This window comes from Bradyrhizobium commune, from assembly GCF_015624505.1.
Taxonomy (GTDB): domain Bacteria; phylum Pseudomonadota; class Alphaproteobacteria; order Rhizobiales; family Xanthobacteraceae; genus Bradyrhizobium; species Bradyrhizobium commune.
In genome coordinates, this window is sequence record NZ_CP061379.1 from 6794147 (window position 1) to 6819988 (window position 25842).

General features: G+C 63.7%; 32 protein-coding genes. 15 read left to right on the top strand and 17 right to left on the bottom strand.

Features of this window, described 5'->3' with window-relative positions:
• Positions 1–10: 10 nt before the first annotated feature.
• Both IC761_RS31895 and IC761_RS31900 read right to left on the bottom strand, forming a co-directional pair.
• Complete coding sequence (locus IC761_RS31895) at positions 11–1171, bottom strand: acyltransferase family protein (protein WP_195800594.1); 1161 nt, start codon at positions 1169–1171, stop codon at positions 11–13.
• A 28-nt stretch (positions 1172–1199) separates the two neighbouring features.
• Positions 1200–2693, bottom strand: coding sequence for an FAD-linked oxidase C-terminal domain-containing protein (locus IC761_RS31900; protein ID WP_195800595.1), 1494 nt, complete (start codon positions 2691–2693; stop codon positions 1200–1202).
• A 255-nt stretch (positions 2694–2948) separates the two neighbouring features.
• On the opposite strand from IC761_RS31900, the gene cycA reads away from it, so the two are divergent.
• Entirely contained in the window at positions 2949–3344 is a 396-nt protein-coding gene (gene cycA, locus IC761_RS31905) for a cytochrome c-550 CycA (RefSeq protein ID WP_195800596.1), read from the top strand.
• Between the two features lie 18 nt (positions 3345–3362).
• Here cycA and IC761_RS31910 read toward each other — a convergent pair whose 3' ends face one another.
• A complete protein-coding gene (locus IC761_RS31910) occupies positions 3363–4319 on the bottom strand; it encodes an alpha/beta fold hydrolase (RefSeq protein ID WP_195800597.1) in 957 nt (318 codons plus the stop codon).
• 332 nt (positions 4320–4651) lie between these two features.
• On the opposite strand from IC761_RS31910, the gene IC761_RS31915 reads away from it, so the two are divergent.
• Positions 4652–4834 (top strand): hypothetical protein, encoded by a 183-nt coding sequence (locus IC761_RS31915; RefSeq protein ID WP_195800598.1) that lies wholly within the window; start codon positions 4652–4654, stop codon positions 4832–4834.
• Between the two features lie 2 nt (positions 4835–4836).
• On the opposite strand, the gene IC761_RS31920 is transcribed toward IC761_RS31915, so the two are convergent.
• The 5 genes from IC761_RS31920 to IC761_RS31940 all read right to left on the bottom strand — a co-directional run bounded on the left by IC761_RS31920 (position 4837) and on the right by IC761_RS31940 (position 7226).
• Entirely contained in the window at positions 4837–5097 is a 261-nt protein-coding gene (locus IC761_RS31920) for a hypothetical protein (protein ID WP_195800599.1), read from the bottom strand.
• Positions 5098–5223: 126 nt separating this feature from the next.
• Positions 5224–5862: a tetratricopeptide repeat protein gene (locus IC761_RS31925; RefSeq protein WP_195800600.1), complete on the bottom strand. Its 639-nt coding sequence runs from the start codon at positions 5860–5862 to the stop codon at positions 5224–5226.
• Between the two features lie 106 nt (positions 5863–5968).
• A complete protein-coding gene (ykgO, locus tag IC761_RS31930; protein ID WP_006611362.1) occupies positions 5969–6094 on the bottom strand; it encodes a type B 50S ribosomal protein L36 in 126 nt (41 codons plus the stop codon).
• 210 nt (positions 6095–6304) lie between these two features.
• Complete coding sequence (locus IC761_RS31935) at positions 6305–6739, bottom strand: MaoC family dehydratase (protein ID WP_195800601.1); 435 nt, start codon at positions 6737–6739, stop codon at positions 6305–6307.
• Positions 6740–6749: 10 nt separating this feature from the next.
• Entirely contained in the window at positions 6750–7226 is a 477-nt protein-coding gene (locus IC761_RS31940) for a MaoC family dehydratase (protein ID WP_195800602.1), read from the bottom strand.
• A 135-nt stretch (positions 7227–7361) separates the two neighbouring features.
• Between IC761_RS31940 and IC761_RS31945 the strand changes: the two genes are divergently transcribed.
• Positions 7362–8246 carry an amidohydrolase family protein gene (locus IC761_RS31945; protein WP_195800603.1) on the top strand — a complete coding sequence of 295 codons (885 nt, stop codon included), beginning with the start codon at positions 7362–7364 and terminating at the stop codon, positions 8244–8246.
• Here the strand turns inward: IC761_RS31945 and IC761_RS31950 are convergent.
• The gene (locus IC761_RS31950; RefSeq protein WP_195800604.1) at positions 8243–8923 is read right to left on the bottom strand and encodes a glutathione S-transferase family protein; all 681 of its coding nucleotides are present in this window, start codon (positions 8921–8923) and stop codon (positions 8243–8245) included. The two genes, IC761_RS31945 and IC761_RS31950, sit on opposite strands and share 4 nt — an antisense overlap.
• A 274-nt stretch (positions 8924–9197) precedes the next feature.
• Here IC761_RS31950 and IC761_RS31955 point away from each other — a divergent pair, with 274 nt between their 5' ends.
• The 4 genes from IC761_RS31955 (at position 9198) to IC761_RS31970 (ending at position 13147) form a co-directional block, all read left to right on the top strand.
• The gene (locus IC761_RS31955; RefSeq protein ID WP_195800605.1) at positions 9198–10115 is read left to right on the top strand and encodes a LysR family transcriptional regulator; all 918 of its coding nucleotides are present in this window, start codon (positions 9198–9200) and stop codon (positions 10113–10115) included.
• Positions 10116–10370: 255 nt separating this feature from the next.
• Positions 10371–11090, top strand: coding sequence for a hypothetical protein (locus tag IC761_RS31960; protein ID WP_195800606.1), 720 nt, complete (start codon positions 10371–10373; stop codon positions 11088–11090).
• A gap of 73 nt (positions 11091–11163) precedes the next feature.
• Complete coding sequence (locus IC761_RS31965) at positions 11164–11937, top strand: alpha/beta fold hydrolase (protein WP_195800607.1); 774 nt, start codon at positions 11164–11166, stop codon at positions 11935–11937.
• 103 nt (positions 11938–12040) lie between these two features.
• Positions 12041–13147, top strand: coding sequence for an alkene reductase (locus IC761_RS31970; RefSeq protein WP_195800608.1), 1107 nt, complete (start codon positions 12041–12043; stop codon positions 13145–13147).
• A 145-nt stretch (positions 13148–13292) separates the two neighbouring features.
• On the opposite strand, the gene IC761_RS35760 is transcribed toward IC761_RS31970, so the two are convergent.
• Positions 13293–13613, bottom strand: a complete 321-nt coding sequence (locus IC761_RS35760) for a hypothetical protein (RefSeq protein ID WP_210338502.1) — start codon at positions 13611–13613, stop codon at positions 13293–13295.
• 98 nt (positions 13614–13711) lie between these two features.
• Positions 13712–13996: a hypothetical protein gene (locus IC761_RS35765; protein ID WP_210338503.1), complete on the bottom strand. Its 285-nt coding sequence runs from the start codon at positions 13994–13996 to the stop codon at positions 13712–13714.
• 273 nt (positions 13997–14269) lie between these two features.
• Here IC761_RS35765 and IC761_RS31980 point away from each other — a divergent pair, with 273 nt between their 5' ends.
• From IC761_RS31980 to IC761_RS31990, 3 genes are read left to right on the top strand one after another with little or no spacing between them, the layout of a single operon-like run.
• Positions 14270–15001 carry a haloacid dehalogenase type II gene (locus tag IC761_RS31980; protein ID WP_195800609.1) on the top strand — a complete coding sequence of 244 codons (732 nt, stop codon included), beginning with the start codon at positions 14270–14272 and terminating at the stop codon, positions 14999–15001.
• A 30-nt stretch (positions 15002–15031) separates the two neighbouring features.
• Positions 15032–15499 (top strand): YbaK/EbsC family protein, encoded by a 468-nt coding sequence (locus tag IC761_RS31985; RefSeq protein WP_195800610.1) that lies wholly within the window; start codon positions 15032–15034, stop codon positions 15497–15499.
• A gap of 52 nt (positions 15500–15551) precedes the next feature.
• Positions 15552–16379, top strand: a complete 828-nt coding sequence (locus IC761_RS31990; RefSeq protein WP_195800611.1) for an adenylate/guanylate cyclase domain-containing protein — start codon at positions 15552–15554, stop codon at positions 16377–16379.
• Positions 16380–16487: 108 nt separating this feature from the next.
• Here the strand turns inward: IC761_RS31990 and IC761_RS31995 are convergent, their stop codons facing one another.
• Together IC761_RS31995 and IC761_RS32000 are read right to left on the bottom strand one after the other, a co-directional pair.
• Positions 16488–16841 carry a hypothetical protein gene (locus tag IC761_RS31995; protein ID WP_195800612.1) on the bottom strand — a complete coding sequence of 118 codons (354 nt, stop codon included), beginning with the start codon at positions 16839–16841 and terminating at the stop codon, positions 16488–16490.
• 101 nt (positions 16842–16942) lie between these two features.
• Positions 16943–17929, bottom strand: a complete 987-nt coding sequence (locus IC761_RS32000) for a tripartite tricarboxylate transporter substrate binding protein (RefSeq protein ID WP_195804841.1) — start codon at positions 17927–17929, stop codon at positions 16943–16945.
• Positions 17930–18076: 147 nt separating this feature from the next.
• On the opposite strand from IC761_RS32000, the gene IC761_RS32005 reads away from it, so the two are divergent.
• On the top strand, positions 18077–18334 hold the full coding sequence (locus IC761_RS32005; protein WP_195800613.1) for a hypothetical protein: 258 nt from the start codon (positions 18077–18079) through the stop codon (positions 18332–18334).
• Positions 18335–18463: 129 nt separating this feature from the next.
• Here the strand turns inward: IC761_RS32005 and IC761_RS32010 are convergent, their stop codons facing one another.
• On the bottom strand, positions 18464–19399 hold the full coding sequence (locus IC761_RS32010; protein WP_195800614.1) for a LysR family transcriptional regulator: 936 nt from the start codon (positions 19397–19399) through the stop codon (positions 18464–18466).
• Positions 19400–19514: 115 nt separating this feature from the next.
• Between IC761_RS32010 and IC761_RS32015 the strand changes: the two genes are divergently transcribed.
• The 4 genes from IC761_RS32015 to IC761_RS36130 all read left to right on the top strand — a co-directional run bounded on the left by IC761_RS32015 (position 19515) and on the right by IC761_RS36130 (position 21903).
• Complete coding sequence (locus tag IC761_RS32015; protein WP_195800615.1) at positions 19515–20267, top strand: SDR family NAD(P)-dependent oxidoreductase; 753 nt, start codon at positions 19515–19517, stop codon at positions 20265–20267.
• 39 nt (positions 20268–20306) lie between these two features.
• On the top strand, positions 20307–21005 hold the full coding sequence (locus IC761_RS32020) for a pirin family protein (RefSeq protein WP_195800616.1): 699 nt from the start codon (positions 20307–20309) through the stop codon (positions 21003–21005).
• Between the two features lie 46 nt (positions 21006–21051).
• Positions 21052–21651 carry an NAD(P)H:quinone oxidoreductase gene (wrbA, locus tag IC761_RS32025; RefSeq protein WP_195800617.1) on the top strand — a complete coding sequence of 200 codons (600 nt, stop codon included), beginning with the start codon at positions 21052–21054 and terminating at the stop codon, positions 21649–21651.
• A gap of 117 nt (positions 21652–21768) precedes the next feature.
• Entirely contained in the window at positions 21769–21903 is a 135-nt protein-coding gene (locus IC761_RS36130; RefSeq protein ID WP_283814467.1) for a hypothetical protein, read from the top strand.
• A gap of 36 nt (positions 21904–21939) precedes the next feature.
• On the opposite strand, the gene IC761_RS32030 is transcribed toward IC761_RS36130, so the two are convergent.
• From IC761_RS32030 to IC761_RS32040, 3 genes are all read right to left on the bottom strand, one after another.
• Positions 21940–23085 carry a GNAT family N-acetyltransferase gene (locus tag IC761_RS32030; RefSeq protein ID WP_195800618.1) on the bottom strand — a complete coding sequence of 382 codons (1146 nt, stop codon included), beginning with the start codon at positions 23083–23085 and terminating at the stop codon, positions 21940–21942.
• 145 nt (positions 23086–23230) lie between these two features.
• The gene (locus tag IC761_RS32035; RefSeq protein WP_195800619.1) at positions 23231–24583 is read right to left on the bottom strand and encodes an O-antigen ligase family protein; all 1353 of its coding nucleotides are present in this window, start codon (positions 24581–24583) and stop codon (positions 23231–23233) included.
• Between the two features lie 34 nt (positions 24584–24617).
• Entirely contained in the window at positions 24618–25685 is a 1068-nt protein-coding gene (locus IC761_RS32040; protein ID WP_195800620.1) for a glycosyltransferase family protein, read from the bottom strand.
• Between the last annotated feature and the right edge of the window lie 157 nt (positions 25686–25842).

Consider the following 25842-nt stretch of genomic DNA (forward strand, 5'->3'; position numbering starts at 1 on the left):
GTGCTGCGTGCTAGATGATCGCGCGCAGCGGTGATTTCCGCAGAATCAAGGCCGACGCCGCGAAGCTGCCGATGGCCGCCAGCATGGTCAGCGAGAACGCCTTTGCGATCGCCCCCATCGGCAGCATGTGCAGGAGCAGCGCAAAGCCGATCAGGATCGGCGGATGGATCAGATAGACGCCGAACGCGTTGTCGGAAAGCCATTTGGCGACCGGCCCCTGCGCGTCGAAATAGCGGCGATAGATTGCGAGCATCACGAGCCCCATGCCGACGCAGACCAGCGCCTCCCACAGGCACCTTCCGGCGCTGACGAGATTGAAGCCGCCGGCATAAAGCGTGGTATCGCCGCTCAAGCCGCCGCCGAACAGCACGAGCGCTGCGAACAGCGGCACCGAGAGCGCCAGCGCGCACAGCCCCCAACGGCTGCAGGACCGCTCGGCAAGCTCCGCCATCCAATTGCCGCGATAGCCGAACGCACCCGCCGTGAACATCAGGACATATTGCGGAAAGTCGCCGGGATGGACGTTAAGCACCGAGGCGTCGGCATGCACGGCGAGGCGAACGGCAAATGTCGCTACGGCCATCGCAATAATGAACAGCACGATCGCAGTCCCGCGTGGCGTGACTGCCCATTCTCGCCACCCTGACAGGCGAACCAAGCCATAGGCAAGCGAGAACAGGAGCAGCGCCGCGCAGAACCACATCGGGCCGGTCTCGGAGAGCCACTCGCCGTCCTGAAGATGGGTCAGCCATTGATGGCCGAAGCCGCCTTTGCCCCAGGTCTTTGACAGGAAATACTGCGTCAGCGGGCCGATCACGAGCATGTAGAGCAAGGTCGGCAGTCCGAGCCGGATCAGCCGATCGCGGGCGAAGGCGGCAAATCCCTTCCGGTCGAACGAGGCGGCAGCGAAATAGCCGGCGATAAAGAACAGCACGGCCATGAAGAAGGCCTGAAGGAAGCTCTGGTAGATGCCGAAGGAGAGCGCGGTGCCGAAGCCCGTCGCCTGCCGGTCCACATAGTACCAATTGCCGAAGGGACTGTAGGTGTCGACCGCGTGCATGCTGAGCACGAGAATAATCATCGACCAGCGGATGTTGTCGATGAACAAGAGCCGCGAGGCCGCAGGCGCTACGGTGCTCTCCGACGTGGCATTCACCGCAACGTCCGCCATGTCGCCACCATGCCAGACAGACCGGCCCTCAGAACCGCGGGATGTCCGGGAATGCGACCTTGCCGGCATGCACATGCATGCGGCCGAGCTCGGCGCAGCGATGCAGGGTCGGAAACACTTTTCCGGGATTGAGCAGGCCTTGCGCATCGAAGGCGCATTTCAACCGCTGCTGCTGGTTGAGGTCGATCTCGCTGAACATGTCGCCCATCAGGTCGCGCTTCTCGATGCCGACGCCGTGCTCGCCGGTGAGCACGCCGCCGAACTCGACGCAGGCGCGCAGGATGTCGGCGCCGAAGGCTTCGGCGCGCTCGATCTCGCCGGGCTTGTTGGCATCGTAGAGGATCAGCGGGTGCAGATTGCCGTCGCCGGCATGGAACACGTTGGCGCAGCCGAGCTGGTATTTTTCACCGAGCTCACGGATGCGCGCCAGGGCCTTCGGCAGCGCGCCGCGCGGGATGGTCCCGTCCATGCAGAGATAGTCGGGCGAGATGCGGCCGACGGCGGGAAACGCAGCCTTGCGGCCGGCCCAGAACAGATTGCGCTCGGCCTCCGAGGTCGAGATCTGGCAGCTGGTCGAGCCGCAGGCATTTGCAATCGTCTCGACACGCGTGATCAGCTCATCGACCTCGACGGACGGGCCGTCGAGCTCGATGATGAGCAGCGCATCGACATCGAGGGGATAGCCGGCATGGACGAAGGCCTCGGCGGCGTGGATCGCCGGCTTGTCCATCATCTCCATGCCGCCGGGGATGATGCCGGCGCCGATGATGCGCGCGACGCATTCGCCGGCCGCCTCGACTTCGGCGAAGCCGACCATCAGCGCGCGCGCCGTCTCCGGCTTTTGCAGGATGCGCACCGTAATCTCGGTGATGACGCCGAGCAGGCCCTCGGAGCCGGTGATGACGCCCATCAGATCGTAGCCGGAATTTTCGCACCCCTTGCCGCCGATGCGCAGGATCTCGCCGCTCATCAGGACGATCTCGCAACCGAGCACGTTGTTGGTGGTCATGCCGTATTTCAGGCAGTGCACGCCGCCGGAATTTTCCGCGACATTGCCGCCGATCGAGCAGGCGATCTGCGAGGACGGATCGGGTGCGTAATAGAAGCCGGCATGGACGACCGCCTGGCTGATCGCGAGATTGGTAACGCCGGGCTCGGTAACGACGACGCGGTTGTCGAAATCGATCTCGCGGATGCGCTTGAACTTGCCGAGCCCCAACAGCACGCCGTCTTCCAGCGGCAGCGCGCCGCCGGACAGCGAGGTACCGGAGCCGCGCGGCACCACCTTGATACCCTGGGCGGCACAATACTTCAGAACCAGCGAAACCTGCTCGGTCGTATCGGGCAGCACCACGACCATCGGCGGCTGGCGATAGGCGGTCAGCCCGTCGGACTCATAGGCCCGCATCTCGGCCGCGCTGTCGATCACACCCTCACCTGGCACGATGGCGCGCAAGGCTGCAATGATCTCGGCGCGGCGCGCGAGCACGGCCTGGTCGCTCGCAGGCATCATGATGGCCATGATTTATCCTTCCGGCTCGCGCCGCACATTTGAATTGTTGCTGGCAAATCAACCACGTCTGCGACGATTTGGGTAGGCCATCCGAAAGTCCGAGCTGCGATCTTCCGCGACTTCGCTCTGGGACAAGTGGGAAATGATGAAACCTGTCATGGTTTCGTGGCTTGTCCAAGCCGAGCGGGCCATGCCAGAAATGACGGGTCCGACGATCGCCGACGAGACTAAGAGCCCCACCGGGAAAGAGACGAAGAGCACCCTATGAAAAAACTGACTTTTGGCGCGCTGATGATCCTCACCGTCACTGCCACGGCCTCCAGCGCGATGGCGCAGGATGTCGCGGCCGGCAAATCGTCGTTCAACAAGTGCCTGGCCTGCCACGCGATCGGCGAAGGCGCCAAGAACAAGGTCGGCCCCGAGCTCAACGGCATCGACGGCCGCAAGTCCGGCACCGCGCCCGACTATAATTATTCCGATGCGAACAAGAATTCCGGCATCACCTGGGGCGAGGCGGTGTTCAAGGAGTACATCAAGGACCCCAAGGCCAAGATTCCCGGCACCAAGATGGCGTTCGCCGGCGTCAAGAACGAGACCGAGATCAACAATCTCTGGGCCTATGTCTCGCAGTTCGACAAGGACGGGAAAACCAAGCAGTAAGCGCGAGGTGGGCGGCCGCTAATCGGCGGCCGCCTGCGCCGGAACGATTCCGTCGATCATCGTCTCGACTTCCGCCTTTACGAGCTCCGGCACGGCGTTCTGCACCATGTGGCCGAGATCGGGTAGCACGATCAGCTTGGCATTTGGGACCATCGCTGCGAACGGGCGCGCGTGGATATCGGTCTTCACGGTCTTGTCGGGCTGGCCGGCGATGATCGTCACCGGCACCTTGATCTCGCCGTAGCGGGCGACTTGCGCAGCGACCGACGCCTTCAACGTCACCAGGTCGTAGGCATTGGCGATGAACTCGCGCGGGCGCAGCAACAGCGGCGTCGCGGACTCCGTCACGAAACCGTCCGGCATCGTCTGCGGCAGGAAGACGTTGCGCGCACCGGAGTCGGTGACGAAATAGCCCAGCGGCAGCGTGATGGTGTAGGCAAGCAGCGGGCCGATCACCGGCGTTGCAATGATCTCGTTGTAACGGCCGACGCCGCCGCGCCAGGGATGGGTGACGGGCGCCAGCATCACGAGGCCGGCGACGCGGCGCGGGTGATCGAGCGCCAGCCGCGCGCCGAGTGCACCGCTCCAGGAATGCACGACAAAGACGGCGCGATCGATCCCGAGCTTCGTCAGCGCCTCGTCGATCATCCGCGCCTGGATCTCGGGCGTCGAATCCCCTCGTCTGGCGCGCGTGCTCCAGCCGTGGCCGGGACGATCGATCAGGATGACGCGACGCTGCTTCGCGAGGAGATCGCCGAGCGGGTGCCGCATCACTTCGAGATTGGAGCTTGCGCCGTGCAGCATCACGATCGGCAGGCCCGCCTCGCGCGGGCCGATATCGACGATGTGAAGCGTTGCACCGCCGACCTCGATCATCCGCCCCTGGGGAGGAAAAGCCCGCTGCACGGCGACGATGCCGGCCTGCGTGACCAGCGCCAACACGACCAGCGCCGTCACGGCTGACATCACGATCATGGAGAGAGTCCGGGCAATCCAGGGCACATGGCAGCTACGGGTCTTGGCAGGAGGCAGTTTCGTCTGATGGGCATCGGCGCCTCCACCGGAAATGCCGGGGCTGTGGATATGTGCATAATCTCGGCCAGCAAAAACGCAATGAAATCAACGATCCTCCCGTGTGACACATAAGCCTCGGACCAGCTTCATGCAGTCGTCATCGCGGCTTCCATATAATCGCCACGGTCGGTTCCGCCATTTGGACGCGGGTGGGCGCCGATCCTCCTCGCAACCCCAGGGGATGCAGGAAAGGCCGGCAGGATTTGTCCTGGTTTGAACCGGAGGATTTTTCGATGAGCTTCAGATCGAACGACACCGCGATCGACGAGATCGTCGCGAGCTGCAACGGCGATTTGCGAGGTGCCGTCCGGGCGCTGCTCCTGATCAACGAGCATCTCGAGACCGAGCTCGCGAAGGCTTATGCCGCAGCAGTCGATCGTGGCCTCGCCGAACGCGGCGGCAGCGTACTGCATTAGCCCTAGTTCGTGCCGTCCTCGGCCTTCTCGTCGTCGGGCGTGGGCGCGGGACAGGCGCGGATGGTCGAGCGCGCAAGCCTCGCATCGGCCTTGGACTTGTAGGGGCCGTCGCCGAACCAGATGTCGCCGTTGATGACCGGATTGCTGGTCACGATGTCGCATTTGCCGGTGGCGCGATTGCCGACCACCCAGAACAGTCCATCGGCGAGGCTCGCCGTCCCCGACGCCAACAGCAAGCTACCTGCAAGGATCATATGCTTCATGGCTGTGCTCCTGCCATGCAGAGGTAGGCCCGTGGCTGTATCGCCGATAGCCCTCGCATCGCGACGCCTTCGATCGTGGTTAATCCACGCGCGCCACGATCGCTCGAAAGATGATCGAGTTAGAGGCTAGATGTCGCGGCCTTCGACCTTCTCGGTCAGCGACTTGACCTGTTCGGGAATCTTCTCGAGATGCGGATTGACGGCCAGCGCCTTGCGATAGGCCTCCAGCGCCCGCTTCTCGTCGCCGACCTCCTGCATGATCATGCCGAGCCCTGCCAGCGCGCCGAAATGACGGGGCTCCCGGATCAACACCTCGCGGATGTCGGCGAGCGAGCGGGCATAGTCGTTCTGCATGTAATAGAGCGTGGCACGCCGGTTCCAGGCCTCGATGTAGTCGGGCCGGAGCTTGATGACGGAATCCAGGAGCTTGATCGCGACGTCGATCTTCTGCGCGTCAACTGCGGCCTTGGCCCGCGCCATCAACAGCGCTGCGGTGTCGCTCGGGGTCTGGAGCCAGATCGCCCAGATCCGCGCCTCGACATGCTTGGCGCTGACATCGTCAGGCGCGGCCTTCAGCGCGCCGAACAGGAAATCCAGATTCTTGGTGCGATCGATCTTGGGCAGCTTGGCCGGCGCCTCCGGCAGCTTCTTCTGCTGCTTCGCCGACGGGGCCGGATCGTCCTGCGCCAGAGCCGGCGCGAGGCCCAAGGCGCCCAGAGCGAGGGCCAGACACAAGGTGCGCGCGAAAAGGAATCTCACTGCCATGATCAAAGTCTAAACGCGCAAAGCCGCCCTTGCCAAGCAAAGGCGGCGTCAAACTCGTGTGAGACCGTGGTCTTGCGGGGCGCGCGCGGCGTCCGCGAGGGCAAGCTCAGCCCTGGCGAGCCTTGAAGCGGCGCTGCACCTTGTTGATCACATAAACCCGGCCCTTGCGGCGGACCAAGCGGTTGGCGCGGTGACGACCGCGCAGCGATTTCAGCGAGTTACGGACCTTCATGGCAGAATCCTGAACGTTCGAAAGGCCGTGTTCGGCACTACCGTTTCGGCACGCGCGAATGTGGCAAAATGAGATCTTTCCCGCTGGCGGACCGGCCGCCCGGGATGGGGCGGTTTCTAAGCCATGGTGGGACCGCATGTCAATGCAAACAGCCCCCCAGCCAGCAAATCCTTGAAAACAACCCCATGCACAGTAAGGAACCGGCCGTTTTCACAATGGAAATTCGACCATGGCCTCGCCGGTCGCGACCCCCTCCTCGTTCTGGTTCCGGACCACGACGTCGATCACGACCCAGCGCGATTTGGCGGTGACCTGCTTCGCCTTGATGATGCCGGAGGGCCGGATGGTGTCGCCGGGCCGGACCGGCTTCAGCCATCTTGTCTCGAGCCGGCGGTGGATGGCACCGGCCGGATAGGCCCAGTCGGTGATCATGCGGGAGATCAGGCCGAAATTGTTCATGCCGTGCATGATCACGCCGCCGAACTGGGTCTTGCCGAAACTGCCCTTCATGTAGTCGTCGTCGAGATGCAGCGGGTTGTAGTCGAGCGAGGCATCGCAGAACAGGCGGATGGAGTCGCGGGACACGGCGAAACCTGGCCCTTCGATGGTATCGCCGGCGTTGAGGCTTTCAAACGTCACGGTCATGGCCATCTCCTCATATCGGCCTGATGGTCCAGCCGCGGCCGGAGCAGATCACCTCGCCCGCCTGATTGAAGAAGACATTGTCGTGAACGACGAACAGTCGCTCGCGCTTGATGAACTTGTCGAGCGCGCGGGCCTCGAGCCGGATGACATCGCCGGGGCGCGCCGGAACATTGTAGCTCCAGGACTGCCCGGCATTGACCGTGCCCGGCGAACGCATCCAATCGTCCGCAGGCGTGCAGGCGAACATCAGCATGATATGGATCGAGGGTGGCGCAATCAGCCCGCCGTAGCGGGTCGTCTTCGCGTAGGCCTCGTCGAAATAGAGCGGATGGGTTTCGCCGACCGACCTGCAATAGAGCGCGATCGCCTCGTGGGTGAGCGTATAGGGGATGGTCCTGCGCGGCTCACCCGGGACGATCTCGTCCCATCCCTTGCGCGACTGCGCGTCCTTCCAAAAATCGGTCTCAAAGGCTTGCGCCTCAGCCATTTTCGGCCTCCCCTTGCCTTTATTGTTGCCGAAAACAGTAGCGCAGGGACCGCCGCCCACCAATGCCCCCGTGAGGGCACTTGCCAAATTCGTTATATCATATAATCAATTTGGCAACCGGTCGGGAGGACACCAATGCCGAAGCTGAAGCTGCCGAATATCGACGACGTCGTCGCCATCGACATCCACACCCATGCCGAGGAGCCCTGCGGCTGCCATGCCGACGACGGCTATGACGACTTCCAGGCGCAGATGGCGGAGTATTTCAAGTCGCCCAACAAGCATCCGCCGACCGTGCCGGAGACCGCGGCCTATTACCGCTCCAAGAACATCGCCGCCGTGATCTTCCCGGTCGACGCCGAACGCGAGACCGGCTTCCGCCGCTACAACAATTACGAGATGATCGAGGCCGCCTCCGACCATCTCGACGTCCTCATCCCCTTCGTCTCGATCGACCCGCACAAGGGCAAGCTCGGCGCACGCGAGGCGCGCAAGCTGATCGAGGACTACGGCGTGCGCGGCTTCAAATTCCATCCGACCATGCAGGGTTTTTACGCCAACGACCGCATGGCCTATCCGCTCTACGAAGAGATCAACAATGGCGGCGCGATCGCGCTGTTCCACACCGGCCAGACCGGCGTCGGCTCCGGCATGCCCGGCGGCATGGGCATGCGGCTGAAATATTCCAACCCGATGTACATGGACGACGTCGCGGCCGATTTCCCCGACCTCAAGATCATCCTCGCCCACCCTTCCTTCCCCTGGCAGGAAGAGGCGCTGTCGGTCGCGACCCACAAGCCGAACGTCTATATCGACCTCTCGGGCTGGTCGCCAAAATACTTCCCGCCGATCCTGGTGCGCTACATCAACTCGATCTTGCAGGACAAGATGCTGTTCGGCTCGGACTGGCCGGTGATCACGCCGGACCGCTGGCTGTCGGACTTCGCCAAGATCGAGATCCGCGACGAGATCCGGCCGAAGGTGCTGAAGGCGAACGCAAGGAAGCTGCTGGGGATCTAAATCTGGGATTTGGCCGTTGCCAAACCGGCGGCCATGTCCTTGACCTTTGCCCAAGTTGTCGCCCTGAACGATGGACGGTTTTCCGCGCGTGCGAGCCAATTGACCAGCTTGGAGTGCTTCGCCGTCAGTTCGTGCCATTCCGGCGTTTGCGCGAAGAAATCGAAGTGCGGCGCGACCATCAGATCAGCCAGACTGATGTTGTCTCCGCCGAACCAATCCGCCTCGCCAAGCAGGCGCGCCAGCTCGGTGAATACAACATGCGCGCGCGGCATCGCCTCAAGCACCGCGTCCTCGTCGGTCGGCTGCCCGAATAGCAACGGCCGAATGACGCGCTGGAACGTGATGATGTTGCCGCAGCCCTGGAAGAGATACCAGTCGACGATGTTCATCACCTGGTCCATCCGCGCCGCCGCTCTGGGATCGGCCGGTGTCAGCGCGGGCTGCGGCAGAACACGGTCGAGATAGCGCAGCACGGCCTGGGTTTCGTAGACCGAGAACGCGCCATGATCGAGCACGGGCATGCGGCCGAACGGATGGCGCGAGAGATGCTCCGGCTGCCGTGATGTCCCGGGCTGGAGCGCGACAAGCCGCCAATCGGCGCCTTTCTCTTCAAGCGCAGCCATGGCAGCGCGGGCATACGGACTGCCCGGCGTGGCGTGAACGACAAACTCCGACATGTGACGGCCTTTTGGTTTGGGGCCGTCCTTGCGCGATCATTGCAGTTTCGAAGCGGCCGGCGGCGAGACGACCTCGCCTTACAGCCGAGTTTAGCTCAAGATCCCGCCAATAGCGAATGACCGACACGGCGATTCTCCGTGTTGTCGAGTCTGGATGTTTTCGTCGGTTGCGGCACTGGCCAGTAGCCGGCCCTTCCCGCTATGTTCGATGCACCGATCACATCGGGCCGATGCCCAGATCAGCTAGCCGTTTTTGTCGTGAGTATGCCGCCGGATGAAAGACATTTTCGCTCTCAAGCTGTTTACGCGCGTGGCGCGGCTGGGCAGCTTTTCGGCGGCGGCACGGGAGTGCAACCTGTCGCAATCCCAGGCCTCGCGCATCGTTGCCGATCTCGAAGAATCGCTCGGCGCGCGCTTGTTGTCGCGCACCACCCGCGCGGTGGTGCCGACCGAGGCGGGAAGCGAATTCCTGGCCAAGATGGAGCCGATTCTGGACGCGCTCGACGAGGCCGAGCAAAGCGTGCGCGAAGGCGGCGAGCTGCGTGGCACCTTGCGGCTCGGCATGCCCTCCAGCATGGCCATCCGCGAAGTCATTCCACGGCTCACCCCCTTCGCCGCAAAATATCCCAAGCTGAACATTCAGGTCCTGCTCGATGACAAGCGGCAGGATTTGGTGCGCGAAGCCGTCGACGTCGCCATTCGCATTGGCCGCCTCACCGACTCCAGCGCGACCGCCAGGCTCATTGCCAGGATCACGCGCGTGATCGTCGCTGCGCCCTCCTATCTCGCGCAAGCGGGCATGCCGGAGGTGCCCGCAGACCTTTCGCGCCACCGCATCATCGGCGGGCCCGCGACGCTGGTGCCGACCGCTTGGCAGTTCGAGCGGGACGGCAAGACAGAAACGCTGGAGCTGTCGCCGCACCTCTCCACCAATGACAATGAAGCCACCGTTGCGGCCGCCACCGCCGGCATGGGCATCACCTCCACGCAGCAATGGGCTTGCCGCCGCGAATTGCAAAGCGGTGCATTGGTCAGGCTGATGCCGGATTGGAAAACGCGGGACATTCCCGTGCACGCCTATTTTCCAGCTGGCCGCGCCACCCGCGCAGCAGCGCGTGCCCTGATCGATTTCCTCGCCGGCGAGTTTCGCCGGGAGGAGGAGCAAGCGACAAAAGCGGCAAAGACGGACTGAATTGCCGACGGTACTGTGTCGCGTCAGGCGATAAGCCGTCCCGCCGCAGAACTAAACCCGATCGATTTCAAAGCGCTTTGGGGTTTTCGGTCAGTCCGCCGCGCGACCATGGGGCTGAATGGCCGCCGGCCGCCTATGTGGATCGTACATAAATCTTAGCGAAAACCGATGGCTACAGGCATCTGCTGACGCCGGGTACCCATTCTCCACCGACGACGGGCTTCGAACACGGCCGGTCCCAACAGGAGAATGAAGATGAACGACCTTCTCGCCTTCGCCGTTGAAGCCCATGGCGGTCTCGCCCGCTGGGACGCCTTCTCCCGCCTGCGGGCCGAGCTCTCGGTTGGCGGTGCCATCTGGCAGATCAAGCAGCAGCCCGGCCTGCTCACCGACAAGGTGTTCGAGATCGACACGCATGCCGAGCGGCTTTCGATCACGCCGTTTGCAACTCCGAAGCATCGCAGCGTGTTTGTGCCGGATCGCCTCACGCTGGAATCCCTCGACGGCACTGTTTGCGAGATGCGCAACGATCCCGAGACGGCCTTCAAAGGCCAGGTCCGGGAAACGCCGTGGGACAAATTCCACGTCGCCTATTTCGTCAGCGAAGCGCTATGGACCTACCTGACTTCGCCGTTCCTCTACACCTATCCGGGCTTCGTCAGCGAGGAGATCGAGCCCTGGCAGGAGAACGGCGAAACCTGGCGCCGTCTCCAGGTGACCTTCCCCGATTACATCAGGAGCCATACCCGCACGCAGGTCACGCATTTCGGCCCCGATGGCCTGATGCGGCGCCATGACTACACCGTCGACATCCTCGGCGGCGCGACGGGCGCCAACTACACCACCGACTACCGTACCTTCCAGGGCATCAAGATGCCGACCAAGCGCCGCATCTACGCCTACGACGATGCGATGCAGAAGGTGCCCGATCCGCTGCTGGTCTCGCTCGATTTCGGCAAGCTGTCCTTCAGCTAAGCCCCTTCAACCCATCTCACACCATCCTCAACCCAAACCAACCAAACCGACTTCAACCCAAAGGAACTGTGTCATGACCAAGCTCATCCGTAACCTGCTCGCCGCCACCACCGCTCTCACCACTCTTATCGGCTTCGCCCCGGCCCAGGCCGCTCCCCCCGGTGCGACCAAGAACATCGTGCTGGTGCACGGTGCCTTCGTCGACGGCTCAGGCTGGAAAGCGATCGCCGAGATCCTGCGCAAGCGCGGCTACAATGTCAGCATCGTGCAACCGCCTGAAACCTCGCTCGAGGACGACGTCGCCGCGACCAACCGTGTGCTCGACGGACTGGATGGTCCAGCGGTGCTGGTCGGCCACAGCTATGGCGGCGTCATCATCACAGTGGCCGGCAATCATCCGCAGGTGAAGAACCTGGTCTACGTCGCGGCGTTGCAGCCCGACGCTGGCGAAAGCGCTGGCCAATTGCTCGGGAGCAAGCCGGCTGCCACCAACTACATCGTGCCTTCCAAGGACGGCTTCCTGACCATTCAGCGCGAACACTTCCAGGATGCTTTCGCGGCAGACCTTCCGAAAGCCGAGGCCGACTTCATCGGTGCCTCGCAGGTGGCGACGTCGGGCAAGGCACTCTCCACGCCTGTCACCTCGCCGGCGTGGAAGGTGAAGCCGAGCTTTGCGATCGTTGCGACGCAGGACCGGGCCATCAACCCGGACCTCGAACGCTCGATGTATACGCGATCGCATGCGGTGACGACCGAGATCGCCGCAAGCCACGCCGTCTACATCTCGCAGCCGGCTGCGGTCGCCAAGGTGATCGAACAGGCTGCGGCCGCCGCCGTCACGCACTGAACCGAACACCTCCAGCCATCCCACAAACACGCAATTTGCCACGCGCCGGCGAGCACCGGATGACGACGCTCGCCGGACGATCCCAACCACAGGAGAAGAAACCATGTCCAAACTCTACAGCCCCGTCCAGATCGGTGCGATCCGTCTGGACCATCGTATCGTCCAGGCCCCGCTAACCCGGCTTCGTTCCGACCAACCCGGCGACGTCCCGGGCGCCATGATGGTGAAGTACTACGCGCAGCGCGCCTCGAAAGGTGGCCTGCAGATCGCCGAAGCCACGCCCGTCTCGGTGCAGGGCCGCGGCTATCTCGGCGCGCCCGGAATCTACAGCGACGCGCAGGTCGCGGGCTGGCGCAAGGTTGTCGACGCCGTTCACGCCAAAGGCGGCGTGATCGTCCTGCAGCTCTGGCACGTCGGCCGGCAGAGCCATGTGTCGATGACCGGCGGCGTTGCGCCGCTCGCGCCGTCGGCCGTTCCGGTCGAAGACCTCGTCTTCACCAGGGATGGTTGGATCAAGGCCTCACCGAACCGCGCGCTCGAGGTCGCCGAGATCAAGGAGATCGTCGAGCAATTCCGCCAGGGTGCGATCCGCGCCAAGGCAGCCGGCTTCGACGGCGTCGAGATTCACGGCGCCAACGGCTATCTGATCGATCAGTTCTTGCAGGACGGTTCGAACAAGCGGACCGACAGCTACGGCGGGTCGATCGAGAACCGCACGCGTTTCCTGCTCGAGGTCACCGAGGCCGTCACCTCGGTCTGGAGTGGCGATCGCGTTGGCGTTCGGTTGGGTCCGAGCGGCACCTTCGGATCGATGTCCGACAGCAATCCGGATGGGCTGTTTGGCTACGCGGCTCAGCAACTCAATCGCTTCGGCCTCGCCTATCTGCACCTGATCGAACCGCGGATCGACGGATCCAAACTTCGCGCGGACGGATTGCCGCCCGTTGCCGCCCATCAGCTCCGCCGCGTCTTCAAGGGCCCGATCATTGCCGCCGGCGGTTTCGAGCGCGACAGCGCTGAGGCGATCGTTGATACCGGCGATGCCGACCTCGTCGCCTTTGGCCGGCATTTTGCCGCGAACCCGGACCTGGTGCAGCGCCTGCGCCGCAATCTGCCGCTCAACCCGCATGATCGCGACACCTTCTACGGGGGCGGCGAGCGGGGGTATACTGACTATCAGTTCCTCGCAGAGACTGCAGTCATTGCATGAAATCGACAAAGAAGGCCCGGAGCAATCCGGGCCTTTCGGTATCAGGCTCCAAACCATCGCTAGATCAACTTGTCCTCACAGACAAGATGCTGTTCGGCTCGGACGGGCCGGTGATCACGAGCTTGCACGGACCCGCACGGACGTTTCAGCCAATCCATTTGAAGGCGCGGGCGAGAAATGCAACACCATTCTCAGCTTGCCACTCCCCATGGGCCATTATTACTTTCGATGGTTCCCAACTCATCATCTTTGCTTTGGCTTCGCGGAGCTTTTTGCGGTCGACGAAGGAGAGGCGCCAATCAAGTGGCGCATATCCCGCGCCTTCCACAATCTTCGAGAGCCGCGCGAGCCATCGTTGCCAGGGCGCCCAATTCTCGAGAAGCCATCTTGATGAAAAGTTCTCGGAAAAATCTGCCAAAATCGCCGTGCGCGATGGGATGTGGAGAAAGGCGATTTCATCCATCATGAGGGAGCCGCGAACCCAGCACTGGTCGATTTGTCCAGCCCAAGCGGCCGGCGGCTCATCTGTCAGCGGCGACTGAAACGGGAGATCACTCCGCTTCCTTATCGTGGAGGCAGGTCCCCAAAGCTCCGCGTCAGGAAATGCCGCATGCCAGTCACCGAGATAAAATGGTGTATCTTGTTGGGGCTCACCAAATGTGCCGGTCGGCCGAAAGTCTGGATCTCGTTTCGCAAATTAGCGCCGAGTTCGATCGGCGACCAAATCCAAAGATCCCCATTTTGCAGGCGGACGACAACGCTGCGGGTTGGATAAGGGAAACCGTGAAAACTGACGTTGCTTCCCTCGATAATCCAGATGTTCTCGGCGATTGGAACAAAGGCTGCCATCGGGAGCACCTCTGAAGGGCATGATTGTCATCGATCCCTGGCGGGAGCCGATAGATGTCAGTCAATCCACAAATGTCTCGAATGGATCCTCTTCGGGTCAAACCCGCTACGCTCTGGTCGAGCAGATTTTCCAGTGAAGCTCCGAAACCTGCCGCGTTCGGTAAGAGTACCAACCGCTGGGCGGCGGAACGGCACCCACTCGCCTTTCCGTCTTGGATCGTTGTCTTCATCCTGTATAGTCTCGCGCCTGTAACAATCCCGAGGACCGTACAATTGAGCATCAAAGCCGTCGTCTTCGACGCCTACGGAACGCTCTACGACATCCAGTCCGTCGCCGACATCACCGAGGATGCGTTTCCGGGCTATGGCGAGATCATCACGCAGGTCTGGCGGATCAAGCAGCTCGAATACACCTGGTTGCGCTCGCTGATGCGGCGCTACCAGGATTTTTCTGCGATCACGCGCGACTCGCTTGCCTATACGCTGCGCCTGCTCGGACTCGCCTATGAGGGCGAGGCTTTCGAGCGCGTGATCGAGAAATATCTGCATCTCGATCTCTATCCGGATGCAGCAGATGCGCTTGCGGCGCTGAAGCCGCGAAAGCTTGCCATCCTCTCCAATGGCAGCCCGGACATGCTGAATGCGCTGGTGCGCAATTCCGGTCTCGACCGCCTGCTCGATGCCACCATCAGCGTCGATGCGAAGAAGATATTCAAGCCGAGCCCGCAGGCCTATGAGCTGATCGGCGAGGTGCTCGGCACCAAGCCGGACGAGGTTTTGTTCGTCTCCTCCAATCCCTGGGACGTGGCCGGTGCGAAAGCGTTCGGGCTCAACGTCGCCTGGATCGAACGGGTGACTCCGGAGGCGATGGCGCTGGCTTGCGTCGAGAACGAACTCGTGGCACCGCTGACGATGTTCAAGGCGATCCGCACCCAGATGGACGAACTCGGCTTTGCGCCGGATCATCGTGTCCGTTCGCTCTCGGAGCTGTCCGGGATCGCCTAGGGATGATCGCCGCCCGCCCGTGAGACTTGAATGAGCCTGGAATCCGTTCGCGCCTTTTTCGCCGAGAAAGCCCCCGACATCTCCGTCATGGAATCCCCGATCAGCTCCGCGACCGTGACGCTGGCCGCCGAAGCCTATGGGGTCGAGCCCGGCATGATCGCCAAGACGCTGTCGCTGCGCGTCGGCGAGCGTGTGATCCTGATCGTCGCGGCCGGCACCTCGCGGATGGACAACAAGAAGGTGAAGGCGCAGTTCGGCGGCAAGCCGAAGATGCTCGGGCTGGAAGAGGTCGCCGAGATCACCGGCCACGAGGTCGGCGGCGTCTGCCCGTTCGGGCTGAAATCACCGCTGCCGGTTTATTGCGACGTGTCGCTGAAGGCGTTCGATGTGGTGGTGCCGGCCGCGGGCTCGACCCACAGCGCCGTGCGCATCACGCCGGAGCGAATGGCCGAGCTGACCGCCGCAGAGTGGGTCGACGTCTGCGAGGTCAGGCCGTAAAGCTGCGGGATGCCTGATGCATTTGCCAGTTGGGGAGGCTAATGTGAGGACCATGACCGATGACAAGGTAAAACGACGACTGACCACCGTGCTGTGCGCTGACGTGTACGGCTATTCCCGCCTCATGGAGGCCGACGAGACGGGAACGCTGGAGACGCTCCGCCGCTATCGCACGGCCATTGCGGGATTGGTCGCGCGTCATGACGGCCGCATCGTGAATACCTGGGGCGATGCCGTGATCGCCGAGTTCGCCAGCGTCGTCGAGGCCGTGCAATGTGCGGTCGAGATTCAGCAGGAAATTGCCAATCAGGATTCAGAGCACTCGCAGCCGATGCGATTTCGCATCGGCATCAACCTCGGCGATGTGATGGTGGACGGTTCCGACATCTATGGCGACGGGGTCAATATCGCGTCACGGCTGCAAGAGCTCGCCGAACCCGGCGGCGTCGTGATCTCGAGCTCCGTCTACGACCAGGTGCACAACAAACTAGCCGTCGGCTTCGACTGTCTCGGCCAGCGACCCATGAAGAATGTTGCTCCCGTGACGAGCTATCGGGTGACCATGAGCGGCCAAGCCGCCGGGCGAGAGAGCTTCACAGTCGACGAAAGCCCAACCCGCGGCCGGGAAGCGGATAGGCTGCGCCTTGGCGACAGGCGCGAGCCATCCTCGTGGACGCATGTCGTCTCGGATTTGCTGCCAAGGCTGCCCCGCTCCATTGCAACGGCGCTCACGGTGTCGGCCTTTCTGATTCTGATCAATGTTTTCACCGGCATGCACAAGATCTGGTTCCATTGGCCAGTCGCCGTCATTCTCTTCGGCGCCCTGTTGCGGACAGCGCTCCGGCATCGACCTGAATCGGACAGCAAGGGCGAGCGCTGAACGAGGCGGTGCGACGACGTCGTCCGAACCAGGTGCCAAAACTCTTCGGCGAACCCGCCACAGCGACGCCACCCGCTGACCTCTGCGCAGGTTTTTCCGGATCAATCTTCAGTCGTCGTCATCGTTGTAAGGGCGCGGAGCCGGTGCGACCGCAGGCGGCGGCGCAGCATTGTAGCGCGGCGCCGGCACGCCTCGGCCGCGCGGGACCGGCTGGGGCGGCGGTGCCTGATTGTTGGACTGGAACACCGCACGGCATGCGCTCGACAATTGCGGCGTGTTCGCCTGCAGGCAGGCGACGATGCGGTTCTCGTCCGGAATCTGGTCACTGCACAGGCGCCAGACGTCGGGCGTACAGGCCATCTGCTGTTCCAGGGTGCCGCGATGCTCTTGCGCGAACGCGGAGCTCGCGACCATCCCGCCGATCGAAAGTGCAACACTGAGCGCGATGTGCCCTGTCCGCATTTGCTGGTCCTTCTCGAAGCCGCCAATTCTCGTCAATTAATAAGGCGCGGGAAGGTTTCTTACCGGACAACAAGACGTGAAGGTGAGCCCTTGTCGGGAACCTATTCCACCCTGCCGATCTTCTTGACTGCCGCGATCAGCCGGGCGCTGTCGGCCGCAACAAATTCCGAGAAGGCCGGTGCGTCCTGATAGGCGACGAGACTGCCTGAGGCATCGAAGGTCTTGAGCACGTCGGGGCTCGCCATCGCCTGCGCCATCGCTTCGCGCAGGCGGCTCGCGATCGGCGCCGGCAGCGAGCTCTGTGCAAAGAGCCCGGCCCAGATGTACATTTCGACGTCCTTGTAGCCAAGCTCCTGGAAGGTCGGTACATCCGGAAAGCTCGCAATGCGCTGCGCGCCGCAATTGCCGAGCACGCGCAGCTTGCCGTCGTCGACCTGCGGCTTCAGCGTGCCGGGTGCCGCCGCAATCCCCTGCACCGTGCCGCTGAGCAGCGCCGTCAGCGCCGGCCCGGCACCGCGGAACGGCACGTGCAGCAGCTTGATGCCGGCACTGTTGGCAAACATCTCCATCGCCACATGCAGCGTGCCGTAGGGACCGGACGAGCCATAGGTGATCTGGCCCGGCCGCTTCTTCGCATCCTCGACAAAATCCTGCGCCGTCTTCCACGGTGCCGACGCCGGCACTGCAAGCAGCGTGGGATCGGCCAGCACGCGCGCGATCGGCATGAACTGCGACACCTCGTAGGCGACGGGACGGTCGAACAGCCGGTCGGCCTCGGGGAGCACCGCGAGCGAGGATAGCGTCATCAGGAGCGTATAGCCGTCGGGCTCGGCCCGCGCGGCAGCAGCGTTGCCGACCGATCCGCCCGCCCCGCCCGCGCGGTTGTCGACGACGACGGCCTTGCCGAGGATCCGCTCCAGCGCCTGCGCGACGGGGCGCGCCGCGAGATCGGCCTGCCCGCCGGCCGGAAACGGCACGATCATGGTGATGTTGCGGACGGGATAGGTTTGCGCGAAGGCCTTGTCCGGCACGGCGCTCCGCAACAACGGCAATGCCGCAGCGGCGCGCAAGAGATTGCGTCGATCCATCATAGTCCCCTCCCCCCGATTTTCTTTTGTGCCGCCAGCCTAGCGTGCTGCGCAGCAAGAACAAGGCGTTAACGAAGCATTGACCATGTCGGCCCCCGTCAGGAACGCGTCCGTGAGCCCGCCGTTGCCCTTTTGACGGAGTGAGTGATGCGGACTGTTGCAACCATCGACGTCGCCCTGGACGAGATACTGGTGAATCTTGCAACGATCGTCCTGCGACTTTCGAAGCCCGAACTGACGCAAACGCCGGATGCGCGCCGCGCGCTGGCGCAATCGGTCCGTCAATACGCCGTGTGCGCGGCACGCTCGACCGACCCGCGGGTACATGAATTGAAGACGCAGTTGGAAGAGACGGTGAAGCCGAACTTGCGCATCGTATCGATCGATGGCGTGAAGGTGTCGTAGTCGGGCCGCCTTAGGCAAGGCGTGGGCACGCTTCGCTTTGCCCACCCTACGATAGCCGTTTAATGGATAGACTAGCGAGCTTCCGTAGGGTGGGCAAAGGCGCTCTTGCGCCGTGCCCACCACGGAGATTTACCCCGCCTTCCCGCCCTTCTTCGGCTTCCGCTTGCACGTGCCCGGCAGCTTGGCCGCGAGGAAATCACCGAGCGCGTCCACGCGGGCGGGGCGCGGGCCGCCGGGCGGCGTCACCAGATGCACGGCGCCTTCGGCCTGCTTCCAGTCCTTCAGGATGATCTCGACCTCGCCGGACGAGATGGCATCGCCGACGATGAATTCGGGCAGCTCGGCGATGCCGAGGCCGGCGATCAGCGCCGGCATCACGGCCTCGCCGTTGTTGACGCGGAGCTGGCCGCCCGGGCGGACGCTCGCCTGCTCGCCGGCGGAATTGGTGTAGTGCCAGACGTTGGGCGTCGAGAGATAGGCATAGCTGAAGCATTTGTGCTCGGCGAGGTGCATCGGATGCGTCGGCCGGCCGTGCTTCTTGAGGTAGGACGGCGCAGCCACCGTGAAGCGCGGCATGGTGAAGAGCCGCCGCGCGATCAGCGAGGAATCCGGCAGCCGCGCGATCCGCACCGCCATGTCAAAGCCCTCGCCGATGAGATCGACGGTCGCATCGCTCAAGTGCAGATCCACCGAGACTTCCGGATAAGTTTCGAAAAATTCCGGCAGCAGCGGCGCAACCGCCTTGATGCCGAACGTCATGGGCACGGCGAGCCGCACCAGGCCGCGCGGTGCCACCGATTGCGCCAGTGCCTCGTTCTCGGCCGCCTCGCCGTCGGCAAGCAGCCGCGTGGCGCGATCGGCGAGCTTGTGGCCGGCGTCGGTCAGCGCCAGGCGCCGCGAGGTGCGGTTGAACAGCCGGGCGCCGAGCCGCTCCTCCAGCCGGGTGACGGCCTTGGAGACGGTGGCCTTGGACATGGCGAGCTCGCTCGCAGCTCCCGCAAACGACCGTAATTCCACGACTTTTGCGAAAATCGCCAGCGCCTCGAAATCGGGGAGTTTTGCCATGGACGCCTATCCGAAGGTTCAATCGGGAAACAATGCGTTTCAACAGTTTCTATTTCTATACCACAGGCAGGGGCTTATCCAAGGGTCATCAGAAATTCAGGACTGGAGAAATCCAATGACCAAGAAGCTCTCAGGCAAGGTTGCCCTCGTCACCGGCGGCTCCCGCGGCATCGGCGCGGCCTCAGCCCGCGCGCTCGCCGATGAAGGCGCTGACGTCGCCATCAGCTATGTCGCTTCGCCCGAAAAGGCCGAAGCCGTCGTCGCCGAACTGAAGGCCCGGGGCGTCAAGGCCCGCGCTTTCAAGGCCGACCAGGCTTCGGCCAAGGACGTCACCAAGCTCGTCAACGACGTCGCCAAGGAATTCGGCCATCTCGACATCCTCGTCAACAACGCCGGCGTCGCCGCGGGCGGTGCGACCGACGATGTCAAGGCCGACACCGACGCGCTCGCCCGCCAGGACCAGGTCAACGTGCACGGCGTGATCGCGGCGATCCGCGCCGCCTCGCAGCTCATGGGTGAAGGCGGACGCATCGTCACCGTCGGCTCGATGCTCGCCGACCGCGCCTCGTTCCCGGGCCTCGCCGACTACGTCGCCACCAAGGCGGCGGTGGTCGGCTACACCAAGGGCGCGGCGCGCGACCTCGGCCCGCGCGGCATCACCGTCAACGTGGTGCAGCCCGGCTCGATCAACACCGACATGAACCCGGACGACGACCGCGACTTCGCGGAAGCGCAGCGCAAGCAGCACGCGCTGCAGCGCTTCGGCCGCCCCGAGGAAGTCGCCGCCGGCATCGTCTTCCTGGCAAGCCCGGAAGCCTCCTTCGTCACCGGCACCGTGCTCAATGTCGACGGCGGATTCGGCGCCTGATCCAGGCGCCACCACCGTCCCAATCAAGGAGTTACGCACATGATCGAACTCAGACCTTTCAACAAGCTCGGCGGCGCCGATCACGGTTGGCTGAAAGCAAAACATCATTTCTCCTTCGCTGGCCATTACGACCCGAGCAACATGGGTCACGGCGCCTTGCGGGTGTGGAACGACGACGAGATCGCACCGAACACCGGCTTTCCCGCCCATCCCCACGCCAACATGGAAATCATCACCTATGTGCGCGAGGGCGCGATCACCCATCAGGACAGCCTCGGCAACGAGGGGCGTACTGAAGCGGGCGACGTGCAGGTGATGAGCGCCGGCAGCGGCATCCGCCACTCCGAGTACAATCTCGAGCCGACCAGGACGCAGATCTTCCAGATCTGGATCGAGCCGAATGCACGCGGCGGCCAGCCGACCTGGGGCTCGAAACCGTTTCCGAAGGCCGATCGTTCCGGCAGGCTCGTCACCATCGCGAGCGGCATCGCCGGTGATACCGACGCACTGCCGATCCGCGCCGATGCGCGGGTGCTCGCCACCACGCTGAAGGCCGGCGAGAGCGCGGAATACGAGCCCGAGCGGTCGCGGCACCTCTATCTGGTGCCGGCGGCGGGCTCGGTCGAGATCAACGGCGTGCGCGTCAACGCCCGCGACGGCGCCGCGATCCGGGACGAAAAGAAGCTGAAGATCACAGCCCTGGAAGATTCAGAGCTCGTGCTCGTCGACGCGGCGTGACAACCCAGACAACCAATCATCCCACTCAATCCCAACGGAGACCATCATGACCAAAGTTCTCGTCCTTTATTATTCCGCCTATGGCCACATCGAAGCGATGGCGAATGCCGTTGCCGAGGGCGCACGCGAAGCCGGTGCCACCGTCGACATCAAGCGCGTGCCCGAGCTCGTGCCCGCCGAAGTCGCCAAGGCCTCGTATTACAAGGTCGACCAGGCCGCGCCCGTCGCTGAGATCGCGGACCTCGCCAATTACGACGCGATCATCGTCGGCACCGGCACCCGCTTCGGCCGGATGGCCTCGCAGATGGCGAACTTCCTCGACCAGGCCGGCGGGCTCTGGATGAAGGGCGCGCTGCACGGCAAGGTCGGCGGCGCTTTCACCGCCACCGCGACCCAGCATGGCGGCCAGGAGACGACGCTGTTCTCGATCATCACCAATCTGTTGCATTTCGGCATGGTGATCGTCGGCATGAATTACGGCTTTGCCGGCCAGATGAAGCTCGACGAGGTGACAGGCGGTGCGCCCTATGGCGCCACCACGATCACCGGCGGCGACGGCAGCCGCCAGCCCAGCGCCAACGAGCTCGCCGGCGCGCGCTATCAGGGGCGCCAGATCGCGGAGACCGCCAAGAAGCTGCACGGTTAAGCTTCGCGACCAACTGCATGGCTGATGCGACGCGGGCGGCATTCTCTTTCGGGAATGCCGCCCCATTTACGTGCGCAGGAACGACAGCGCTTACGACACGCAGGGCTTACGACACGAATGGCTTTCGAACTTCTCTTGATGGCGCAGATGATCCGCAGGCCGGCCCAGGCCCTGGCGCGCCGCTGGTACTGCCGCAGCCTGTTCCGCGCCTCGCGCGGCCGCTTTCACTGTGCTGAATGTACGGGATCGTGAAGCCAGATCGGATGAGGCAAGCGCCGCGCCCGCGGCTTATCGCGATGGCTTGCCCATCGCCCGCGCCGCAAAGGCCGCGAGCTTCGGATGGCGGCGCAAGCCCTGCGCGGCATGGTCGCGCAGGACGTAAGGCAGCCCGCGCCAGGACAGCGCGACGCTGACATCGGTCAACGGGACCTGCTCGGCGCCGAAGCGGCGCTTGTAGTCGTGATTGCCGATGCTGAGATCGAAGCGTCGCACACCCTGTTCATGCAGCGCGGCCATGGTGCGCTCGGTCACCAGCAGCCCGGGCGAGCAGTTCGCCCACCGCTTGCCGGCATGACCGATGCGCAACAGGAAATAGGTTGCGCCATATCTGACCCCGAGGGTGGTGGCGACGGTGCCCTCGTCGCAAACCAGCGCCGAGACGATTGCATAGCCTTCCGCAACACCTTTCCGCGAGACCTCGCGGTAGAAGCCGGCGTGAGCCTCGTCGTTGAGGACGAAGCGCGAGCCGAGCTTTTGCATGCGCTCCTGCTGCTGCACGTCCATCACGTCGAGCAGCTCGTGTGCGCGCGCGACATCGGTGGCGATCTCGAACCGCGCGCCGGCATGGCGGCTGAACACGCGCCAGCAGCGCGGCATCTGCATGCGCTTGATCGAGGTCTGGTAGTCCGCATAGTCGTCGCCCGTCAGCACGAGATTGCCGTTGAGCGAGCAGGAGCCGAGACGGCCGAGCGACACCAGCGGATTCGGCCTGGCGCCGACATAGGCCGGCATCTTCTTGAGGCGAAGGACATCGAAGCGGTCGGGCAAGGCGCGCAAGGCCTCGACCAGCGCCGCGCCGATCGCGCGACCGGCGGCGGCGTCGATCGTGGCGTCGCAGGCGAGGATCGGCGCGTTGTTGTCGGAGACCCCGAGATCGGCAAACTCGACGACGCGGATGCCGCGCCTGACGTGGCTGATCATCGGCACCACCGCGATGTCCTTGCCGGTCGTGGCATCGGAGATCACCGCGATGAGCGGCGCGACGCCGCCGAACGCCGCGTACCAGGCGTCGAGCCAGTAACCATGCTGGAAGGCGGTGCGATGGCCCGCATTCAGGCGCAACGCGGCCCGTCTCCAGTCACGTACGAAATCGACTGAGATTCCCGACGTGCTGGACACCCGACCATCTAGTTGCTCGACGCTGAGGAACGCCATTCGCGGGGGCATACAGTTACTGAACGTTTCCAGATAGATTATGTTTTGTCGCAGACCACAAGTTACGTCGCTGCTTATCGTTAAGCCGATACCGTCGCGACGGGCGCTATGTCCCGATATGGAACGCGAAGGCTGCGACAAGCTGTCATCGATCGGGTTCCATCTGCGCGACGCATTGGAACCGGGCGAGAAAATGCAAGCCCGCCACGGCAAGCGCGAACATGAACCAGACCGGATTCTGCCGTTCGAGCAGGAAGGTTTCGGTAGTCCCGAAATAGAGGCCAAACAGCCATATGGTCAGGAACAGCTTGCCCAGCGCGTTGCTGCGATTGTGCGCCTGGGTCGCCTGGAAATTGCGGAGCGGCGCGAGAACGAAGATGAGGATGACGAGCAGCAGGCCGGGCAGGCCGATCGTGATGGCGAGATCGAGATAGGAGTTATGGCTGTGCGCCGCCGTCACCGCCCATTCGGCGCCCTTCGCGGTCTGCCGCTCGGTGACGTCGTCCCAGAACGCCGCATAGCCGTGGCCGATGAGCGGCTTTTCGGCGACGGCGGCGAGCGCGAACTCCCAGATATCGGAGCGGCCGGTGAAGGTGGGATCGACGGGGAGCAGCCGCGTGATCGACGACAATGCGGGGCTTGCGACGCTGCCGACCGTCAGAAGGTTCATCACGATCAGCGGTGCGAAGCAGATGATCCGCTTCAGCCACAGGCTCCGCGTGACGTAGACCAGCGAGGCGAGGGCATAGACGGAAAGGCACAGCACCGACGAGGTCTTGCCGCCGGTGAAGATCAGGAAGATGCCGGCCAACACGGCAATCGCGGGCCCCATCACGAACGAGCCCACGGCGGTGAGGTAGATGCCGACATAGACCAGAATGGTCATCACCGGCGAGGCGACGTTCTTGTGGCCAAAGCTGCCGCGCCAGTCGCCGGCAAGCTGCGGCTCGGTGATGTCGAGCGCGCTGTGGATCGAATATTGCGGGGCGAGGACAACGCCGAGATAGCACAGCGCCAGCAACGCGAGTGCTGCGCCGCCGAGGCAGAGATTAAAGCTCCGCTGTGTCGGCGGCAGCAGCGGCAACAGCACCGCGAGCGAGGTGACGCTGGCCGCGAGCACGAAGCGCTGGATCGAGACCTCGCGGCTCTCGGAGAGGACCACATTGATCAGCATCCAGCCGACGAGGCAGAGATGCAGCGGCGTCACCAGGGTCTTCAGCGAGGGGGCATCGGTGGCAAGCGCAAACAGCACGGCGATTGCCGCCAGCAGGCCGAAGGTGATGTAGTTCAGCGCCATGCGTCCGCCGACGACGTTGGCGACGTCCTCGCTGCGCAGGTCGGGGAACGGGTCGAGCGTCACCAGCACCAGCAGCAGGGCCACCACCGCGACCAGGCAGCGCGCCATCTGCACGACGTTGAGCTTCGCGAGCTCGCCGCGGAGCGCAGGGCCGAACGATCGGGCCTCGACGTCAGTCATGTCTGCGGCGCTGCGATCCATGCCTCAAGGCCGGTCTGGGACGATGAGGATGGGTCTAGCCCATCCCCGTTAACCATCCGTCAACCAGCATGCCGGAGCCGGCCTCAACCTGCTGCTGTCGCGCCACGCTGCGCGCGATCTCGTAATATTGCAGCGCGCGCTGCTCCAGCGTGAGGTTGTCCAGGATATAGCTGCGCGGATCGAACCGGCCCGCGCTAGAGCCAGCCCAGAAATCATCCCAGCGCTCCTCGAAGCCCGCGCGATCGGTGAATTTGAGGCCGCAGCGATCATCCCAATAGGGCACCGACGACACCGGCTCGAACCGGACGCGGTGCGGATAATAATCGGGATCCGGCCAGGGACCGCCGGGATCCCAGGCGAATACCGGCACACCGCTCGACAAGGCCTGCTGATAGGCGATGCCCTGGCTCTCGTTCTGGCACAGGAAGATCATCGCGCGCGAGCGCGAAAGCGCGGCCTGATAGTCTTCCTCCTTGTAGCTGCCGTAACGCAGCTCGGCGAAGGAGCGGCCCTCCTTGATCAGCCGCTGGCGAACCGGCTCGACCAGTTCCGGCACGTGGCGGCCGCGATCCCAGCTGACCTTGTCGTAGAGGAGAACGTCGACGGTCTTGTCGCGCGGGCGCGACGGCGCCCACAGATCGGTGTCGATGCCGACCGGCCAGACTTCGGTGTCAGGCCAATACGGCCGGTACATCTCGGCATACCAGGGGCCGGGCACCACGACCTTCTTCACCGGCAGCCGCTTGAACAGATCAGGGTCGTCGAGCGGATGATTGTGGGCGGCGACGCCCAGCAGGATCGGGTTCTTCCACGCGAACTTGTCGAGCAGGAAGGTGCGGCCGACGATGCAGGCGACTTCGTCCGGATGCTGCGCGACGTGGCCGTAGTCGTTGACGCGGTAGCGGATGCCGAGCCGGTCGAGCCCGGCACAGAGATTGAGGAACACGCGCAGCTGTCCGCTCATGCGCGGCTCGCCAAACAGCATGCGGCGGGCCATGCGGCGCAGATGACGGTCGCCGGGAAACCAGCGATCGTCCTTGTCCTCGTAGAACAGGTTGAGGATCATGTCGTCGGGATCGTAATCGAATGTCTTTGCGGGCACTTCAGTCCATCCGCGGCAATCAGGCCTGTAGTCTCGCATGAGACCAGCTGTCACACCTCTTCAAACCTGCGACAGACTTAACGCCACAGGCTTAACGCTAATTGACGAAACCGCCGTCGCGACGTCCTTCGCAGCAACGATTTCAGCGCCATGCGAG

Coding starts and splice junctions, on each gene's coding strand:
- IC761_RS31895 (WP_195800594.1), bottom strand. CDS start 1,171: ATGGCGGACGTTGCGGTGAATGCCACGTCGGAGAGCACCGTAGCGCCT.
- IC761_RS31900 (WP_195800595.1), bottom strand. CDS start 2,693: ATGGCCATCATGATGCCTGCGAGCGACCAGGCCGTGCTCGCGCGCCGC.
- cycA (WP_195800596.1), top strand. CDS start 2,949: ATGAAAAAACTGACTTTTGGCGCGCTGATGATCCTCACCGTCACTGCC.
- IC761_RS31910 (WP_195800597.1), bottom strand. CDS start 4,319: ATGATCGTGATGTCAGCCGTGACGGCGCTGGTCGTGTTGGCGCTGGTC.
- IC761_RS31915 (WP_195800598.1), top strand. CDS start 4,652: ATGAGCTTCAGATCGAACGACACCGCGATCGACGAGATCGTCGCGAGC.
- IC761_RS31920 (WP_195800599.1), bottom strand. CDS start 5,097: ATGAAGCATATGATCCTTGCAGGTAGCTTGCTGTTGGCGTCGGGGACG.
- IC761_RS31925 (WP_195800600.1), bottom strand. CDS start 5,862: ATGGCAGTGAGATTCCTTTTCGCGCGCACCTTGTGTCTGGCCCTCGCT.
- ykgO (WP_006611362.1), bottom strand. CDS start 6,094: ATGAAGGTCCGTAACTCGCTGAAATCGCTGCGCGGTCGTCACCGCGCC.
- IC761_RS31935 (WP_195800601.1), bottom strand. CDS start 6,739: ATGACCGTGACGTTTGAAAGCCTCAACGCCGGCGATACCATCGAAGGG.
- IC761_RS31940 (WP_195800602.1), bottom strand. CDS start 7,226: ATGGCTGAGGCGCAAGCCTTTGAGACCGATTTTTGGAAGGACGCGCAG.
- IC761_RS31945 (WP_195800603.1), top strand. CDS start 7,362: ATGCCGAAGCTGAAGCTGCCGAATATCGACGACGTCGTCGCCATCGAC.
- IC761_RS31950 (WP_195800604.1), bottom strand. CDS start 8,923: ATGTCGGAGTTTGTCGTTCACGCCACGCCGGGCAGTCCGTATGCCCGC.
- IC761_RS31955 (WP_195800605.1), top strand. CDS start 9,198: ATGAAAGACATTTTCGCTCTCAAGCTGTTTACGCGCGTGGCGCGGCTG.
- IC761_RS31960 (WP_195800606.1), top strand. CDS start 10,371: ATGAACGACCTTCTCGCCTTCGCCGTTGAAGCCCATGGCGGTCTCGCC.
- IC761_RS31965 (WP_195800607.1), top strand. CDS start 11,164: ATGACCAAGCTCATCCGTAACCTGCTCGCCGCCACCACCGCTCTCACC.
- IC761_RS31970 (WP_195800608.1), top strand. CDS start 12,041: ATGTCCAAACTCTACAGCCCCGTCCAGATCGGTGCGATCCGTCTGGAC.
- IC761_RS35760 (WP_210338502.1), bottom strand. CDS start 13,613: ATGATGGATGAAATCGCCTTTCTCCACATCCCATCGCGCACGGCGATT.
- IC761_RS35765 (WP_210338503.1), bottom strand. CDS start 13,996: ATGGCAGCCTTTGTTCCAATCGCCGAGAACATCTGGATTATCGAGGGA.
- IC761_RS31985 (WP_195800610.1), top strand. CDS start 15,032: ATGAGCCTGGAATCCGTTCGCGCCTTTTTCGCCGAGAAAGCCCCCGAC.
- IC761_RS31990 (WP_195800611.1), top strand. CDS start 15,552: ATGACCGATGACAAGGTAAAACGACGACTGACCACCGTGCTGTGCGCT.
- IC761_RS31995 (WP_195800612.1), bottom strand. CDS start 16,841: ATGCGGACAGGGCACATCGCGCTCAGTGTTGCACTTTCGATCGGCGGG.
- IC761_RS32000 (WP_195804841.1), bottom strand. CDS start 17,929: ATGGATCGACGCAATCTCTTGCGCGCCGCTGCGGCATTGCCGTTGTTG.
- IC761_RS32005 (WP_195800613.1), top strand. CDS start 18,077: ATGCGGACTGTTGCAACCATCGACGTCGCCCTGGACGAGATACTGGTG.
- IC761_RS32010 (WP_195800614.1), bottom strand. CDS start 19,399: ATGGCAAAACTCCCCGATTTCGAGGCGCTGGCGATTTTCGCAAAAGTC.
- IC761_RS32015 (WP_195800615.1), top strand. CDS start 19,515: ATGACCAAGAAGCTCTCAGGCAAGGTTGCCCTCGTCACCGGCGGCTCC.
- IC761_RS32020 (WP_195800616.1), top strand. CDS start 20,307: ATGATCGAACTCAGACCTTTCAACAAGCTCGGCGGCGCCGATCACGGT.
- wrbA (WP_195800617.1), top strand. CDS start 21,052: ATGACCAAAGTTCTCGTCCTTTATTATTCCGCCTATGGCCACATCGAA.
- IC761_RS36130 (WP_283814467.1), top strand. CDS start 21,769: ATGGCTTTCGAACTTCTCTTGATGGCGCAGATGATCCGCAGGCCGGCC.
- IC761_RS32030 (WP_195800618.1), bottom strand. CDS start 23,085: ATGGCGTTCCTCAGCGTCGAGCAACTAGATGGTCGGGTGTCCAGCACG.
- IC761_RS32035 (WP_195800619.1), bottom strand. CDS start 24,583: ATGGATCGCAGCGCCGCAGACATGACTGACGTCGAGGCCCGATCGTTC.